We start from the raw sequence: 13,207 nt of genomic DNA on the forward strand, positions 1-13,207 counted from the left end.
GCAGCGGCCTCAGCCAATCTGACGCACTGCACCGCTGGAATGCCGAGGAGCAATAACATGGTCGCCGACGTCGCTTACCTTGAACAAAGCCTGCACAACAGCCAACAACAGCTCAGCCAGTTGCAGCAGAGCTTTGCCCGGCAGCGCCAGGCCTTCAAGTCCAACCCAATGCCCTCGGCCAAGCAGCGCATCCAGTGGCTCAACGCCCTGCGCGACCTGCTCAGCAACGAGCGGGAAGCACTGATTCGCGCCATCTCCCAGGATTTCAGCAACCGCAGCGCCGATGAAACCCTGCTCGCCGAACTGATGCCCAGCCTGCATGGCATCCACTACGCCACCAAGCGCATCAAGAAATGGATGAAGCCTTCGCGGCGCAGTGTCGGCATGCAATTTATGCCGGCCTCAGCCAAGGTCATCTACCAGCCACTGGGTGTGGTTGGGGTGATCGTGCCGTGGAACTACCCGCTGTTCCTCGCCATCGGCCCACTGGTTGGCGCGCTGTCGGCCGGTAACCGGGTGATGATCAAGATGAGCGAATCGACACCGGCCACCTCGCAGCTGGTCAAGGAGCTGCTGGCCAAGGTGTTCCCGGAAGACCTGGTCAGCGTGGTCCTCGGTGAGGCGGAAGTCGGCATGGCCTTCTCCAAACTGCCGTTCGATCACCTGCTGTTCACCGGCGCCACCAGCATCGGCAAGCACGTGATGCGCGCCGCTGCCGACAACCTGACGCCGGTCACCCTGGAGCTGGGTGGCAAGTCACCGGCCATTGTCAGCGCCGACGTACCGCTGAGCGATGCCGCCGAACGTATCGCCTTCGGCAAGACCATGAACGCCGGCCAGACCTGCGTCGCCCCGGATTACGTGCTGGTACCGAAAGACCGCGTCGATAGCTTTGTCGAGGCTTACCGCAATGCAGTGCAGGGCTTCTACCCGGCGCTGGCGGACAACCCGGACTACACCGCAATCATCAACGAACGCCAGCTGCTGCGTCTGAACAGCTACCTGCAAGATGCCGAGAGCAAAGGCGCGACCATCATTCCTCTGTATCCCGAGGCCCAGGGCCGGCGCATGCCGCAGGCTGTGCTGCTCAACGTGAGCGATGAGATGAAGGTGATGCAGGACGAGATTTTCGGCCCACTGCTGCCGATCATCCCCTACAACACACTGGAAGACGCCTTCGCCTTTATCAACGAGCGTGACCGGCCGCTGGCGCTGTACTACTTCGGCTACGACAAGACCGAGCAGCAGCGCGTGCTGCACGAGACCCACTCCGGCGGCGTGTGCCTTAACGACACCCTGCTGCATGTGGCCCAGGACGACATGCCGTTCGGCGGCGTCGGCCCGTCCGGCATGGGGCATTACCACGGTCATGAAGGCTTCCTGACTTTCAGCAAGGCCAAGGGCGTGTTTATCAAGCAGCGCTTCAACGCCGCCAAGATGATCTACCCGCCTTACGGCAAAGCCCTGCAAAAGCTGGTGTACAAGCTGTTCGTTCGCTAACCCCACCCTGCCCTGGCTTGCCAGGGCAACGGCCTGATCCGGTGATAACAATAAATGCACAACACCACGTTTGACGCGCCGGCCCTGTCGCGGCGCAGCATGCTCAAGGTCGGCCTGCTCGGCACCGCACTGCTCGGTACGGCCGGGCTGACGGCTACCCTCAGCGGCTGTTCGGCCAGTACACCGAAAGCCGGCTTTGCCGTGATTCGCGAAACCGACCTGGCGTTTCTCCAAGCCCTGATTCCGGTGATGCTCGCCGGAGCGGTGCCCCCGGCGCAGATGTCCCAGGCCGTTAGTGGCACCATCGCCAGTCTTGATTACAGCCTCAACCACCTGTCGCCGGAGATGCTCAAGCTCACCGTGCAGCTGTTTGACGTGCTGGCCCTGCCGATCACCCGTGGCCCGCTGACCGGCGTCTGGGGCAGTTGGGAAAATGCGTCACCGGCCGATGTGCAGGCGTTTCTCGAGCGCTGGCAGAACAGCTCGATCGGCCTGCTGAAGATGGGCCACGCTTCGCTGCTGCAACTGGTGATGATGAGCTGGTATAGCCGAGCAGAGTCGTGGGCGCATTGCGGCTACCCCGGACCACCTACAGTCTGATCTTGCGTCATCTCTAATAAGAATTCGCCTGAGAGCACCCTAAATGCCTGTACCCGACAGCTTCAAAGAAGGCCTGGCCCGTGGCTGGAAGACTTACAACGGCTCACGCCTGGACAGCGATCTGACCCTGGAAGCCGACGTGGCCATCGTCGGCAGCGGCGCAGGTGGCGGCACCACGGCGGAGACTCTCAGCGCCGCCGGCTTCAAGGTGCTGCTGATCGAGGAAGGCCCGCTGAAGACCAGCGACGACTTCAAGATGCTCGAAGACAAGGCCTACGCCAGCCTTTACCAGGAAGGCATCGGCCGCATGAGTAAGGACGGCGCAATCACCATCATGCAAGGCCGCGCCGTGGGCGGTACCACGCTGATCAACTGGACCTCAAGCTTTCGCACGCCCGCGCCAACCCTGGAGCACTGGGCCAAGGAGCACGGCGTCAAAGGCCACAGCCCCGAGGAAATGGCGCCCTGGTTCGAGCAGATGGAGCAGCGCCTCGGTGTCGCGCCCTGGCCCGTACCGCCGAACGCCAACAACGCGGTGATCAGCAGCGGCTGCGACAAGCTTGGCTACGAGTGGCAGACGATTCCGCGCAACGTCCGCGGCTGCTGGAACCTTGGCTATTGCGGCATGGGCTGCCCGACCAACGCCAAGCAGTCGATGCTGGTCACCACCATTCCGGCCACCCTGGATAAAGGCGGCGAGTTGCTCTACCTGGCCCGCGCCGAGCGCCTGCTGATCGACGGCGAACAGGTCACAGGCATCGAATGCCTCGGCATGGATGAGCGCAGCGTTGCGCCCACTGGCCGCAAGATCACGGTCAAGGCCAAGCATTACGTCCTCTCCGGCGGCGGCATCAACACGCCCGGGATTCTCCTGCGCTCGAATGCACCGGACCCGCATAAGCGCACCGGCAAACGCACCTACCTGCACCTAGTGAACTTCTCTGCAGCCCTTTTCGAGCAGGTGATCAACCCGTTCTACGGTGCACCGCAGTCGATCTACTCCGACCATTTCCAGTGGGATGACGGCACCGCCGGGCGCCTCTCCTACAAGCTCGAAGTGCCGCCGCTGCAACCGGCGCTGACTGCCACCCTGCTCGGCCGCTTTGGTATCGACAACGCCATGCGCATGGAACAGCTACCCAACACCAACGTGATGCTCGCCCTGCTGCGCGACGGCTTCCACCCGGAGAGCGCCGAAGGCCGCGTGGAACTGCGCGGTGACGGCAGCCCGGTGCTCGACTACCAGATGACCGATTACACCTGGGATGGCGTACGTCGTGCTTTCCACAGCATGGCCGAAATCCAGTTTGCCGCTGGAGCCAAGGCGGTGCTGCCGCTGCATGCCGACGCCGGTTACGTGAAAACCCTGGCTGAGGCCAAGAGCCTGATCGACAACCTCAGCCTGGAGCTGTACCGCACCCGCCTGGGCAGTGCCCACGTCATGGGCGGTTGCGCCATGGGTGAAGACCCGCAACAAGCCGTTACCGACAGCCTGGGTCGTCACCATCAGCTGAGCAACCTGTCGATCCATGACGGCTCGCTGTTCCCCACCAGCATCGGCGCCAACCCGCAGCTGTCGATCTACGGCCTAACCGCCAAACTCGCGAGCAAACTCGCCGAGCGCCTTAAGACCGCCTGATAGCGAGGTATTCACGGGCCCTTGTCGGCCCGTGAATCGCACGGATCGACGGCACCTGACTTGGCCACGGAGAAACGCTGCGCTACCATCCGACTCCCCAACGGACCCGCCAGGACGTCACGATGAATCGAGTGTTATACCCAGGCACCTTCGACCCCATCACCAAGGGGCACGGCGACCTGGTCGAGCGTGCCGCACGGCTGTTCGACAGCGTGATCATTGCGGTGGCTGCCAGCCCGAAGAAGAACCCGTTGTTCAGCCTGGAGCAACGCGTCGAGCTGGCCCGCGAAGTCACCAAGCACCTGCCGAACGTTGAGGTCGTAGGGTTTTCCACTCTACTGGCACACTTCGCCAAGGAACAGGGCGCCAATGTCTTCCTGCGCGGTCTGCGTGCGGTGTCTGACTTCGAATACGAATTCCAGCTGGCCAATATGAACCGTCAACTGGCTCCCGATGTGGAAAGCCTGTTCCTCACCCCGTCGGAGAAGTACTCATTTATCTCGTCGACCCTGGTGCGCGAAATCGCCGCACTGGGCGGGGATATCTCCAACTTCGTCCACCCGGCAGTGGCCGCCGCGCTGACCGAACGTTTCAAACGCTAGGCCATTCACGCATGGCCGCGTGCATGCGCGGCCTCGATGCGGCACAATTTGCCCTAGCGTTCTTTATGTACACATCTAGGCTGCACCTGCGGGTCGCAGCAGGAGTGGTTCTGTCATGTCCCTGATCATCACTGACGACTGCATCAACTGCGACGTCTGCGAACCCGAATGCCCTAATGCTGCGATTTCCCAGGGCGAAGAAATTTACGAAATCGACCCCAACCTGTGCACCGAATGCGTCGGCCACTATGACGAGCCGCAGTGCCAGCAGGTGTGTCCAGTCGATTGCATCCCGCTCGACGAGAACAATGTCGAGAGCAAGGATGAGTTGATGCAGAAGTACCTGATCATTACTGGTAAAGCATGAAGACCGGCCGCCTGATCCGCGGCCACCTCCCCTTGCGCCCCCTGCTTGGTGCGCTTGCCCTACTCTGCGCCCTTGAGCTGCATGCCGCAGCCCAACCTGAACGCATCGCCATTGCCAGCGCACATCCAGCCGCCACCGTGGCCGGTCAGGAAACTCTGGCCCTGGGCGGCAACGCCTTTGATGCGGCGGTGGCCATCAGCGCCGCGCTGGCGGTGGTCGAACCTTACGGCTCGGGCCTGGGCGGTGGCGGTTTCTTTCTGCTGCGCGAAGCAGGTGACTCACCGACCTATCGCTTTCTCGATGCTCGCGAACGCGCCCCGCAAGCCGCGCATGCCGACCTGTACCGGGTCGACGGCAAGATCAACAAAGACCTTTCGCTGAATGGCGCGCTGGCCGCCGCTATTCCGGGTCTACCGGCCGCGCTGGTCGAACTGGCAGAGCGCTTCGGTCGCCTGCCATTGCGCGACTCACTGGCCCCGGCAATCCGCCTCGCCAGCAGCGGCGTGAGCATTGATCGGGTCTACCGCGAACGCGCAAGCTGGCGTCTCGAAGCCATGCGCAAGGATGTGGAAACTGCACGAATCTTCCTCGACGAAGGGAAAATCCCCGAAGAGTTCGGTCTGCTGCGCCAGCCAGAACTGGCGCGCACCCTGGAGCTGCTTGGCACAAAGGGCCTTCAGGGCTTCTACGGCGGAACGGTGGCCGAGCAATTGGTCAAGGCTGTGCATGATGCAAGCGGTATCTGGACCCTTAAGGACCTGGCCGACTACCGCATCGTTGAGCGCCAGCCATTGCGCGTTGCACTGGATCAGGGCCGCGAACTGATCAGCGCGCCGCCACCATCCGCTGGCGGCATCGCCCTGGGGCAAAGCCTGCTGATCCTGCAACAACTGCCCTGGCAACAGGTCGATAGCGTGCAGCGCACTCATCTGGTAGTGGAAACCCTGCGCCGCGCCTACCGGGATCGCGGCCTGCTGGGTGACCCCGATTTTGTCGGTAACCCGGCACAGCAGTTGCTGGCACCTGAATACCTGCGACAGCTGGCCAGCAGCATCAACCCGCAACGCGCCACCCCAAGCGACAGTCTGCCGCCCAGCAAAACCTGGCAGGAAGGTGATCACACCACCCACTTCTCGGTGCTCGACAGCGAGGGCAATGCGGTAGCGGCGACCCTGTCGATCAACCTGCCGTTTGGCGCGGCCTTTACCGTACCCGGCACCGGAGTGCTGCTGAACAATGAAATGGACGATTTTGCCGCCGATGTACAAGGCAGTAATGCCTACGGCCTAAGCGGCAGCCAGGCAAACAGCATCGCCGCCGGCAAGCGGCCGCTGTCGAGCATGAGCCCGAGCTTTATCGAAAACACTGAAGAGTTCGCTAGCTTCGGCACGCCGGGCGGCAGCCGCATACCCAGTATGGTGCTGCTGGCCATGCTGGAGTATCTGGATCAGCAGCCAATCGAACACTGGCCGGCCACGCCGCGTTTCCACCACCAGTTCATGCCCGACGTGATCGAGCATGAGCCGGACGCATTCAATCCAGCAGAAGTTGCGGCGCTAGAGGCACTTGGGCATCAATTGAAAGCAACAGGCCGACAGTACGGCAATCAGCAAGTGCTGTACTGGAACAAACAAGACGGAAAGGTTGCAGCAGCAAGCGATCCGCGCGGGATCGGTACTGCGGTGATCACACCAGTCGTACCAGAATAATGCGGATCACTGATGCGCCATATGAGCGCTTCTCAGGGCTGCCAAACCAAACACCGCGACAGCCCAGAAGCAACGAGAACTATCAGTTCTGCTTATAGCCGCTAGTCGTGCAGCCCAGGCAACGTACAAAGGCTTCTTTACCTGGTTCAACGACTAGTGCATGACCAGCCTCGCCAATATTGCCACCTGCGGCCGTGAACGGCAGGCTTACCACGAAAGCCACAGCACCAATGGCAGTTGCCCCAATCAGCAATGGCCGGGCAATCAGCAGATCGCCAATCATCGAAAACGCTTTTGGTGCGTTAGCCGTATAAAGAGGGTCGCCGCTGCTGTTCTGCTGCGCTACGTCAGCATAAGCCGGCAGCGCCAGCAGGCCAGTGGTCAGCGCCAGAGCAGCAGCGGTGGAGCGGAACAATTTCATGGGGCGATCCTTCAGCTATTAGGAGGCGGTGAGTCTAACTATAACAGCGCATTGGTAATTGTCAGCGTGACGGCCGTCAATCGCCATAAAAGGCATATTCAGGTTTTTTCGGAATAAAGGGTCGGTAAAACGCCAGAATCGCACTGATATCGGCCGCTTCATCCCCCGTCGGCACAAAAGTCGGCCCAATAAAGACGCGGCGATTCTGATAGTCCAACGCCCCCAGCACAATCGGTACACCGGCACCGAGGGCAATATGATAGAAGCCCATCTTCCAGCGCTCGACCTTCTTGCGCGTGCCTTCCGGCGAGAGGATCAGCATAAATTGCTCATGCTCGGCAAAAGCCCGTACTGCCTGCTCAACAGTATTGCCCTGGCGCTCACGGCGAATGGCGATACCGCCCCACACACGCATCAACGTGCCAAAGGGCCAGCGGAAGATCGTGTGTTTGCCGAACCAACGGGCATTGAGGCGCAAAACGAACTTCACCGCGATAAAAATCACGAAATCCCAGTTGGAGGTGTGGTGCGCACCAATCACCACAAATTTGTCGAGCTTCGGCAGCTCGCCCTCGATACGCCACCCCATCAGTTTCAGCGCCGCGCGGCCAACCCACTCGGCCAGAGGATTGCGGGGCAGATAGTTACCGGACATCAATACCTCGGTCTTTCTTATTATTGTGTAAACGGCTCAGTCATCAGCACATGACGGGAAAATCTAGCCCGGCGACCAATCCTTAGCGTTGGCAGCGCGGACAATACACACTGGCGCGCTGGCCTAGCTTGACCTCGCGCAAGGTGCTGCCACAGTGCTTGCAGAACTCACCACCACGCCCATAGACAAACAGCTCCTGCTGGAAATAACCCGGCTGGCCATCGCCACCGACAAAGTCACGCAGGGTGGTGCCACCGCGCTCGATGGCATGGGCGAGGATACGTTTGATCTCATGCGCCAGCGTCAGATAACGCGCCCGCGACACCGAGCCGGCCTCACGACGCGGGTCGATGCCCGCAGCAAACAGCGCCTCGCTGGCGTAGATATTGCCGACTCCGACCACCACGGCGTTGTCCATGATAAAGGGCTTGATCGCCATGGCGCGGCCCCTGGACAGCTGGAACAGCCGCTCGCCGTCGAACAGATCGGTCAACGGTTCCGGCCCCAGCTTGCTGAGCAAAACATGGCTCAGCGGATCACTGCTCCAGAGCAGCGCACCGAAGCGCCGAGGATCGGTGTAACGCAGCGCCAGGCCAGATTCCAGCTCGATGTCCACATGCTCATGCTTGGCTGCCGGCAGGCCCACTTCGACCAGACGCAGGCTGCCGGACATACCCAGATGGCTGATCAGGCTGCCGGTTTCGGCCTTGATCAGCAGGTATTTGGCGCGCCGTTCAACGCATTCGATACGCTGCCCGGACAGCTGAACATCCAGGTCTTCGGGGATCGGCCAGCGCAGGCGGCGCTCACGCACAATAACCCGGCTGACGCGCTGGCCTTCAAGAAATGGGGCGATGCCGCGGCGAGTGGTTTCTACTTCTGGAAGTTCGGGCATGGCAGGTCGTCAGGTGAGCCGAAAAACGGGCGCTCACCTTAGCAGGAATGGGTAAAAGCGACGAGTCAGGCAGCCCGGGCTAGCTTGCGCCCATGTCACGGATGCTCTCGCGCAGGTTCTCGAAGTCATACTCCGACAACCCGACATATTCCAGCACCAGCTGTTCGATGCTCTGCCATTCAAAGTCATCGGGCTGGTTACCCAAGACGCGATAGCTTGAGCAAATGTGCTCGGCCATTTTGAGAATCGCCAACAGGGTTTTCAGCTGCGCATCGCGGCTGGCGTCCTCAGTGAAAATAGCCAGGGCGTTGTGGTGACTGGCAATGGCTTCGCACAGGTGCAGCGGCAGGTTCCACGACTTGGCAGTGAAGTAGCCGACCACAGCGTGATTGGTATTGAGCAGACGATTCTCGGTATCTACCACGCGGCGCTCGCCGGTGGCACTGGCGTAGGCCTCTTCAAGCACGATCATGTAATTGGGAAAACGCTTGAGCATCAGCGGAATGCCGCAATTGTGGAACAGACCGAGGGTATAGGCCTCGTCCGGCGAGTGATAGCCGATGCGTTTGGCCAGGGTCAGACAGGTCATCGCCACGTCCTGAGCGGTATCCCAGAAACGGTTGAGGGTAACGATGGCTTCATCAGTCAGTTCGCCACGGATCGACTGCGCATTGATCAGGTTGATCACCGTGTTGCAGCCCAGCAGGTTGACCGCCTGCTGGATCGAGGCGATACGGTTGGTCAGACCGAAGAACGGCGAGTTCACTAGTTTCAGCAATGCACCGGACAGGCCAGGGTCCTGGCCGATCAGCTTGGCGATGGCGCGCAGGTCCGGGTTCGGCATCACCTGCTCCATCTGCAAATCCACCATGATCTGTGGCTGCGGCGGCACACTGATGCCCTGCAGCACTTGCTGGATATATTCGGCGGAAAGCTCTTGGGACATGACAGACACAACCGGTATGAGAAGTGATGCACAGTCTAGCTAAACCCCCAGCACTTCCACAGGCGACTTTTGTAACCGCCGTAAGGTCAGCGAACCCGCTATAATTCCGCTCTTTTTTCGGAGTCCCCAGCATGTCCCTGCCCAGCCTGCGCCTGAAAGCCAACGCCGATCGACGCCTGCGCGCCGGCCATCTGTGGGTGTACAGCAATGAAATCGATGTTGCCGCTACCCCGCTGAGCGGTTTTGCCGCCGGCGACCAGGCCATCCTCGAGGCGACCGGCGGTAAGCCACTGGGCGTCGTCGCGATGAGCCCGAACAACCTGATCTGCGCCCGCCTGCTGTCGCGTGACGTCAAACACGTGCTGGACAAGTCCCTGCTGGTGCATCGCCTCAACGTCGCCCTGTCGCTGCGTGAGCGGCTGTTCGACAAGCCCTGCTACCGCCTGGTGTATGGCGATTCCGATCTGCTGCCGGGTTTGGTGGTCGACCGCTTCTTCGACATTCTGGTGGTGCAACTGGCCTCCGCCACCATGGAGCGTCACAAGGATGATGTGCTCGCCGCGCTGATCCAGGTGTGCAAACCCAGCGGCATCCTGCTCAAGAACGACTCCGCTGCCCGCGATGCCGAAGGCCTCGCGCGTTATGTGGAAACCCCGTTTGGCGTGGTGCCGGAGTGGGTCGCCCTGGAAGAAAACGGCGTCAAGTTCGAAGCACCGGTCATCGAAGGGCAAAAAACCGGCTGGTTCTACGACCATCGCATGAACCGCGCGCGTCTGGCGCCTTACGTCAAAGGCAAGCGTGTGCTTGATCTGTTCAGCTATATCGGCGGCTGGGGCGTGCAGGCTGCAGCCTTCGGCGCCAGCGACGTGATGTGCGTGGACGCCTCAGGCTTCGCCCTCGACGGCGTGGAGCGCAACGCCGCGCTGAACGGCTTGACCGACCAGGTCGCCTGCGTGGAAGGCGATGTGTTTGAGGCGCTAAAACAGCTCAAGGCCTCGGAAGAGCGCTTTGATGTGATCGTCGCCGACCCGCCCGCCTTTATCAAACGCAAGAAAGACCAGAAGAACGGCGAGGGCGCGTATCGCCGCCTTAATGAGCAAGCGATGCGCCTGCTCAACAAGGACGGCATCCTGTTCAGCGCCAGTTGCTCCATGCACCTGGAAGAAGACAACCTGCAGAACATCCTGCTGACCAGCGCGCGCCATCTGGACCGCAATATCCAGCTGCTCGAACGCGGCGCCCAGGGCCCGGATCACCCGGTACACCCGGCCATCAATGAAACCCGCTATATCAAAAGCCTGACCGTACGCTTACTGCCCAACAGTTGAGCACCTGCACCTGCCGAGTGCGTGTCGGCAGGTGCTTCTTTCTCTCCCGCGCTGTTACCACTCCCCACACCCGCCTGGCGCAACCCCGTGCCTGGACTAGGCTTAGACCCCAGCACCGCAGCGTTCACAGTGTGCCGCAGTGGCCTGGCACAGTGCTTGCGTAACTTGAACATTCAAACAAGTTCCCGCCGCTACAGAGAAGCGGGGCTGCGAATTCAAGCATTCAGATAACGGCCACAAGCTGCTGTCTGTTCAGAGCACATTTGGGGAGGGGTATGGCTGACCTGGCTGGGGACAAACCGTTCCTGCAATTCACCAACGTCAAGAAGACTTACGACCACAAGAATCTGGTGGTCAAGGATTTCAACCTGGATGTGGCCAAGGGCGAATTTATCACCCTGCTCGGCCCTTCCGGCTCGGGTAAAACCACCTGCCTGATGATGCTCGCCGGTTTCGAAGACGTGACCAGCGGCGAGATCCTGATCAACGGCCGTTCGGTCACCAGCATCGCCCCCTACCAGCGCAATATCGGCATGGTGTTCCAGCAGTACGCACTGTTCCCGCACATGACCCTGCGCGAAAACCTCGCCTACCCGCTGAAAATCCGCAAACAGCCCAAAGAGGTAATTCAGGCCAAGGTCGACGAATACCTGTCACTGGTCGAGCTGCTGGATTTCGGCAACCGTTTCCCTGGCCAGCTCTCCGGTGGTCAACGCCAACGCGTGGCCCTGGCCCGCGCACTGATCTTCGCCCCCGATATCGTCCTGATGGACGAACCCCTCGGCGCGCTGGACAAGAAGCTGCGCGAGCAGATGCAGTTCGAGATCAAGCGCCTGCACGAGCAGCTCGGCTTTACCGTGATCTACGTGACCCACGACCAGACCGAAGCGCTGACCATGAGCGACCGCATCGCCGTGTTCAATAACGGCATTGTCCAGCAGTGCGCGCCGCCCCATGTGCTTTACGAGCGCCCGGCCAACCTGTTCGTCGCCGACTTTATCGGCGAGAGCAACAAGCTCAAGGGCGTGATCGAAAGTGTCGGCGAGGACAACGTGCAGGTGCGTTTGGAGGATGGCGGCCTGGTCAGCACCCTGAAAGCCAACTGCACCGAAATCGGCCAGCCCACCACCGTGTCCATTCGCCCGGAAAAGCTCAGCTTTACCGAACGCCTCGGCAGCACCGGCAATCAGGTGATGGCGCGCTTCGTCACCCGGCATTACGTCGGCGAATACATCCGCTACCACTTCGAGACCGCTGACGGCACCGAGTTGGTGGTGAAGAACATGAATGACAGCAGCGCCCCGCAACTCAGTGCCAAGGAAGAAGTAGCCCTTGCCTGGCTGCCGCAAGACAGCCAGGCACTGGATCGCCCAGTCGTCACCCCAACCTGACCCTCATAACTAGAAGCAGAAGCAATGGAGCACAGCAATGGCTAGAACACTGACCACCCGCTTTTCCACCTTCGCCCTTGCCGCCGCCCTGGGCACGGCAAGTTTTGCCGCCAGCGCCGAGGAAACCCTGACCGTGGTGTCATGGGGCGGTTCCTACGGTGCAGCCCAGCAGAAACACGTGATTGACCCGTTTATGAAAGACACCGGCAACAAGGTGTTGTTCGAGGACTACACCGGTGGCGTAGCCGAGATCAAAGCCCAGGTCGAGTCCGGCAATATTCAGTGGGACGTGGTCGACTTCGAAGTGATCGACCTTGAACGCGCCTGCTCCGAAGGCCTGCTGGAAAGCATCCCGCGTGACATCCTGCCGCCAGGCGTGGACGGCGTACCCGCCGAGAAGGACTTTATCCCCGAAGCACTGGCCAGTGAGTGCGCAGTCGGCAACATCGTCTGGTCGGTGGTGTTCGCTTACAACGAGAAAACCATCGGCGGCACCAAGGCCGCGAGCATCGCCGACTTCTTCGACACCAGCAAAATCCCTGGCAAGCGCGCCATGCGCAAACGGCCGCAGGTGAACATGGAGTGGGCCTTGCTGGCTGACGGCGTGCCGCCGGGCGAAGTCTATGACGTGCTGTCGACCCCAGAAGGCCAGGCCCGAGCCTTCGCCAAGCTGGACACCATCAAGAAGGACATCGTCTGGTTCGACTCCTGGTCGCAGGCGCCACAGCTGCTCAACGATGGTGGCGCGGTGCTGGTGCAGTCGGCTAACGGCCGTTTCTATGACGCCATCCGCCAGGAGAAAAAACCCTTCGTCATCGTCTGGGACGGCCACGTCTACGACCTCGATGCCTGGGCCATCGTCAAAGGCTCGCCGAAAAAGGACCTGGCACTGAAATTCATTGCCTACGCCACTGGCTCCACCCCGCTGGCCGGCATGCCTGACGTGGCCTACGGCCCGACGCGCAAATCCTCCATGCCACTGGCTGACCAGACCGCCGCACCGCACCTGCCAACCGCTCACCTGAGCAAAGGCATCCAGGCCGGTTCGGACTTTTGGGCTGACTACGGCGAATCCCTCGGTGAGAAATTCAACGAGTGGCTGTTGAAGTAACCCGCTATGGCCCCTCTTCTGCGGGAGAGGGGTCAGGATTTTC

At 60.9% G+C, this 13,207-nt stretch carries 13 protein-coding genes; 9 read left to right on the top strand and 4 right to left on the bottom strand.

Annotation, left to right across the window (positions count from 1 at the left end; all coding sequences use genetic code 11):
- Positions 1 to 57: 57 nt before the first annotated feature.
- From RHP75_RS19375 to ggt, 6 genes are all read left to right on the top strand, one after another.
- Entirely contained in the window at positions 58 to 1,500 is a 1,443-nt protein-coding gene (locus RHP75_RS19375; RefSeq protein WP_311089628.1) for a coniferyl aldehyde dehydrogenase, read from the top strand.
- A gap of 54 nt (positions 1,501 to 1,554) precedes the next feature.
- The gene (locus RHP75_RS19380) at positions 1,555 to 2,100 is read left to right on the top strand and encodes a twin-arginine translocation pathway signal protein (RefSeq protein WP_311089629.1); all 546 of its coding nucleotides are present in this window, start codon (positions 1,555 to 1,557) and stop codon (positions 2,098 to 2,100) included.
- 43 nt (positions 2,101 to 2,143) lie between these two features.
- Complete coding sequence (locus tag RHP75_RS19385) at positions 2,144 to 3,739, top strand: GMC family oxidoreductase (RefSeq protein ID WP_311089631.1); 1,596 nt, start codon at positions 2,144 to 2,146, stop codon at positions 3,737 to 3,739.
- 122 nt (positions 3,740 to 3,861) lie between these two features.
- Positions 3,862 to 4,341: a pantetheine-phosphate adenylyltransferase gene (coaD, locus tag RHP75_RS19390; RefSeq protein ID WP_090380261.1), complete on the top strand. Its 480-nt coding sequence runs from the start codon at positions 3,862 to 3,864 to the stop codon at positions 4,339 to 4,341.
- A gap of 115 nt (positions 4,342 to 4,456) precedes the next feature.
- Complete coding sequence (locus tag RHP75_RS19395) at positions 4,457 to 4,708, top strand: YfhL family 4Fe-4S dicluster ferredoxin (protein WP_090250215.1); 252 nt, start codon at positions 4,457 to 4,459, stop codon at positions 4,706 to 4,708.
- Positions 4,705 to 6,417: a gamma-glutamyltransferase gene (gene ggt, locus RHP75_RS19400; RefSeq protein ID WP_311089632.1), complete on the top strand. Its 1,713-nt coding sequence runs from the start codon at positions 4,705 to 4,707 to the stop codon at positions 6,415 to 6,417. Before RHP75_RS19395 ends, ggt begins: the two co-directional genes overlap by 4 nt.
- Positions 6,418 to 6,499: 82 nt before the next feature.
- On the opposite strand, the gene RHP75_RS19405 is transcribed toward ggt, so the two are convergent.
- The 4 genes from RHP75_RS19405 to RHP75_RS19420 all read right to left on the bottom strand — a co-directional run bounded on the left by RHP75_RS19405 (position 6,500) and on the right by RHP75_RS19420 (position 9,280).
- On the bottom strand, positions 6,500 to 6,838 hold the full coding sequence (locus RHP75_RS19405; RefSeq protein ID WP_269379709.1) for a multidrug transporter: 339 nt from the start codon (positions 6,836 to 6,838) through the stop codon (positions 6,500 to 6,502).
- A gap of 76 nt (positions 6,839 to 6,914) precedes the next feature.
- Positions 6,915 to 7,493: a lysophospholipid acyltransferase family protein gene (locus tag RHP75_RS19410; RefSeq protein WP_311089633.1), complete on the bottom strand. Its 579-nt coding sequence runs from the start codon at positions 7,491 to 7,493 to the stop codon at positions 6,915 to 6,917.
- Between the two features lie 82 nt (positions 7,494 to 7,575).
- On the bottom strand, positions 7,576 to 8,388 hold the full coding sequence (gene mutM / locus RHP75_RS19415; protein WP_311089634.1) for a bifunctional DNA-formamidopyrimidine glycosylase/DNA-(apurinic or apyrimidinic site) lyase: 813 nt from the start codon (positions 8,386 to 8,388) through the stop codon (positions 7,576 to 7,578).
- Between the two features lie 79 nt (positions 8,389 to 8,467).
- Entirely contained in the window at positions 8,468 to 9,280 is an 813-nt protein-coding gene (locus RHP75_RS19420; RefSeq protein ID WP_311091999.1) for an HDOD domain-containing protein, read from the bottom strand.
- A gap of 185 nt (positions 9,281 to 9,465) precedes the next feature.
- Here RHP75_RS19420 and RHP75_RS19425 point away from each other — a divergent pair, with 185 nt between their 5' ends.
- The 3 genes from RHP75_RS19425 (at position 9,466) to RHP75_RS19435 (ending at position 13,164) form a co-directional block, all read left to right on the top strand.
- Positions 9,466 to 10,662, top strand: a complete 1,197-nt coding sequence (locus RHP75_RS19425) for a class I SAM-dependent rRNA methyltransferase (RefSeq protein WP_311089635.1) — start codon at positions 9,466 to 9,468, stop codon at positions 10,660 to 10,662.
- Positions 10,663 to 10,937: 275 nt separating this feature from the next.
- Complete coding sequence (locus RHP75_RS19430) at positions 10,938 to 12,053, top strand: ABC transporter ATP-binding protein (RefSeq protein ID WP_311089636.1); 1,116 nt, start codon at positions 10,938 to 10,940, stop codon at positions 12,051 to 12,053.
- Between the two features lie 37 nt (positions 12,054 to 12,090).
- Positions 12,091 to 13,164 (top strand): ABC transporter substrate-binding protein, encoded by a 1,074-nt coding sequence (locus RHP75_RS19435; RefSeq protein WP_311089637.1) that lies wholly within the window; start codon positions 12,091 to 12,093, stop codon positions 13,162 to 13,164.
- The last annotated feature ends 43 nt before the right edge of the window (positions 13,165 to 13,207 follow it).

Origin of the sequence: Pseudomonas sp. SG20056 (assembly GCF_031764535.1) — a bacterium.
GTDB lineage: Bacteria > Pseudomonadota > Gammaproteobacteria > Pseudomonadales > Pseudomonadaceae > Aquipseudomonas.

What these genes read in the sequence shown, in the direction of transcription:
- RHP75_RS19375 (WP_311089628.1), top strand. Translation starts at nt 58, where the DNA reads ATGGTCGCCGACGTCGCTTACCTTGAACAAAGCCTGCACAACAGCCAA.
- RHP75_RS19380 (WP_311089629.1), top strand. Translation starts at nt 1,555, where the DNA reads ATGCACAACACCACGTTTGACGCGCCGGCCCTGTCGCGGCGCAGCATG.
- RHP75_RS19385 (WP_311089631.1), top strand. Translation starts at nt 2,144, where the DNA reads ATGCCTGTACCCGACAGCTTCAAAGAAGGCCTGGCCCGTGGCTGGAAG.
- coaD (WP_090380261.1), top strand. Translation starts at nt 3,862, where the DNA reads ATGAATCGAGTGTTATACCCAGGCACCTTCGACCCCATCACCAAGGGG.
- RHP75_RS19395 (WP_090250215.1), top strand. Translation starts at nt 4,457, where the DNA reads ATGTCCCTGATCATCACTGACGACTGCATCAACTGCGACGTCTGCGAA.
- ggt (WP_311089632.1), top strand. Translation starts at nt 4,705, where the DNA reads ATGAAGACCGGCCGCCTGATCCGCGGCCACCTCCCCTTGCGCCCCCTG.
- RHP75_RS19405 (WP_269379709.1), bottom strand. Translation starts at nt 6,838, where the DNA reads ATGAAATTGTTCCGCTCCACCGCTGCTGCTCTGGCGCTGACCACTGGC.
- RHP75_RS19410 (WP_311089633.1), bottom strand. Translation starts at nt 7,493, where the DNA reads ATGTCCGGTAACTATCTGCCCCGCAATCCTCTGGCCGAGTGGGTTGGC.
- mutM (WP_311089634.1), bottom strand. Translation starts at nt 8,388, where the DNA reads ATGCCCGAACTTCCAGAAGTAGAAACCACTCGCCGCGGCATCGCCCCA.
- RHP75_RS19425 (WP_311089635.1), top strand. Translation starts at nt 9,466, where the DNA reads ATGTCCCTGCCCAGCCTGCGCCTGAAAGCCAACGCCGATCGACGCCTG.
- RHP75_RS19430 (WP_311089636.1), top strand. Translation starts at nt 10,938, where the DNA reads ATGGCTGACCTGGCTGGGGACAAACCGTTCCTGCAATTCACCAACGTC.
- RHP75_RS19435 (WP_311089637.1), top strand. Translation starts at nt 12,091, where the DNA reads ATGGCTAGAACACTGACCACCCGCTTTTCCACCTTCGCCCTTGCCGCC.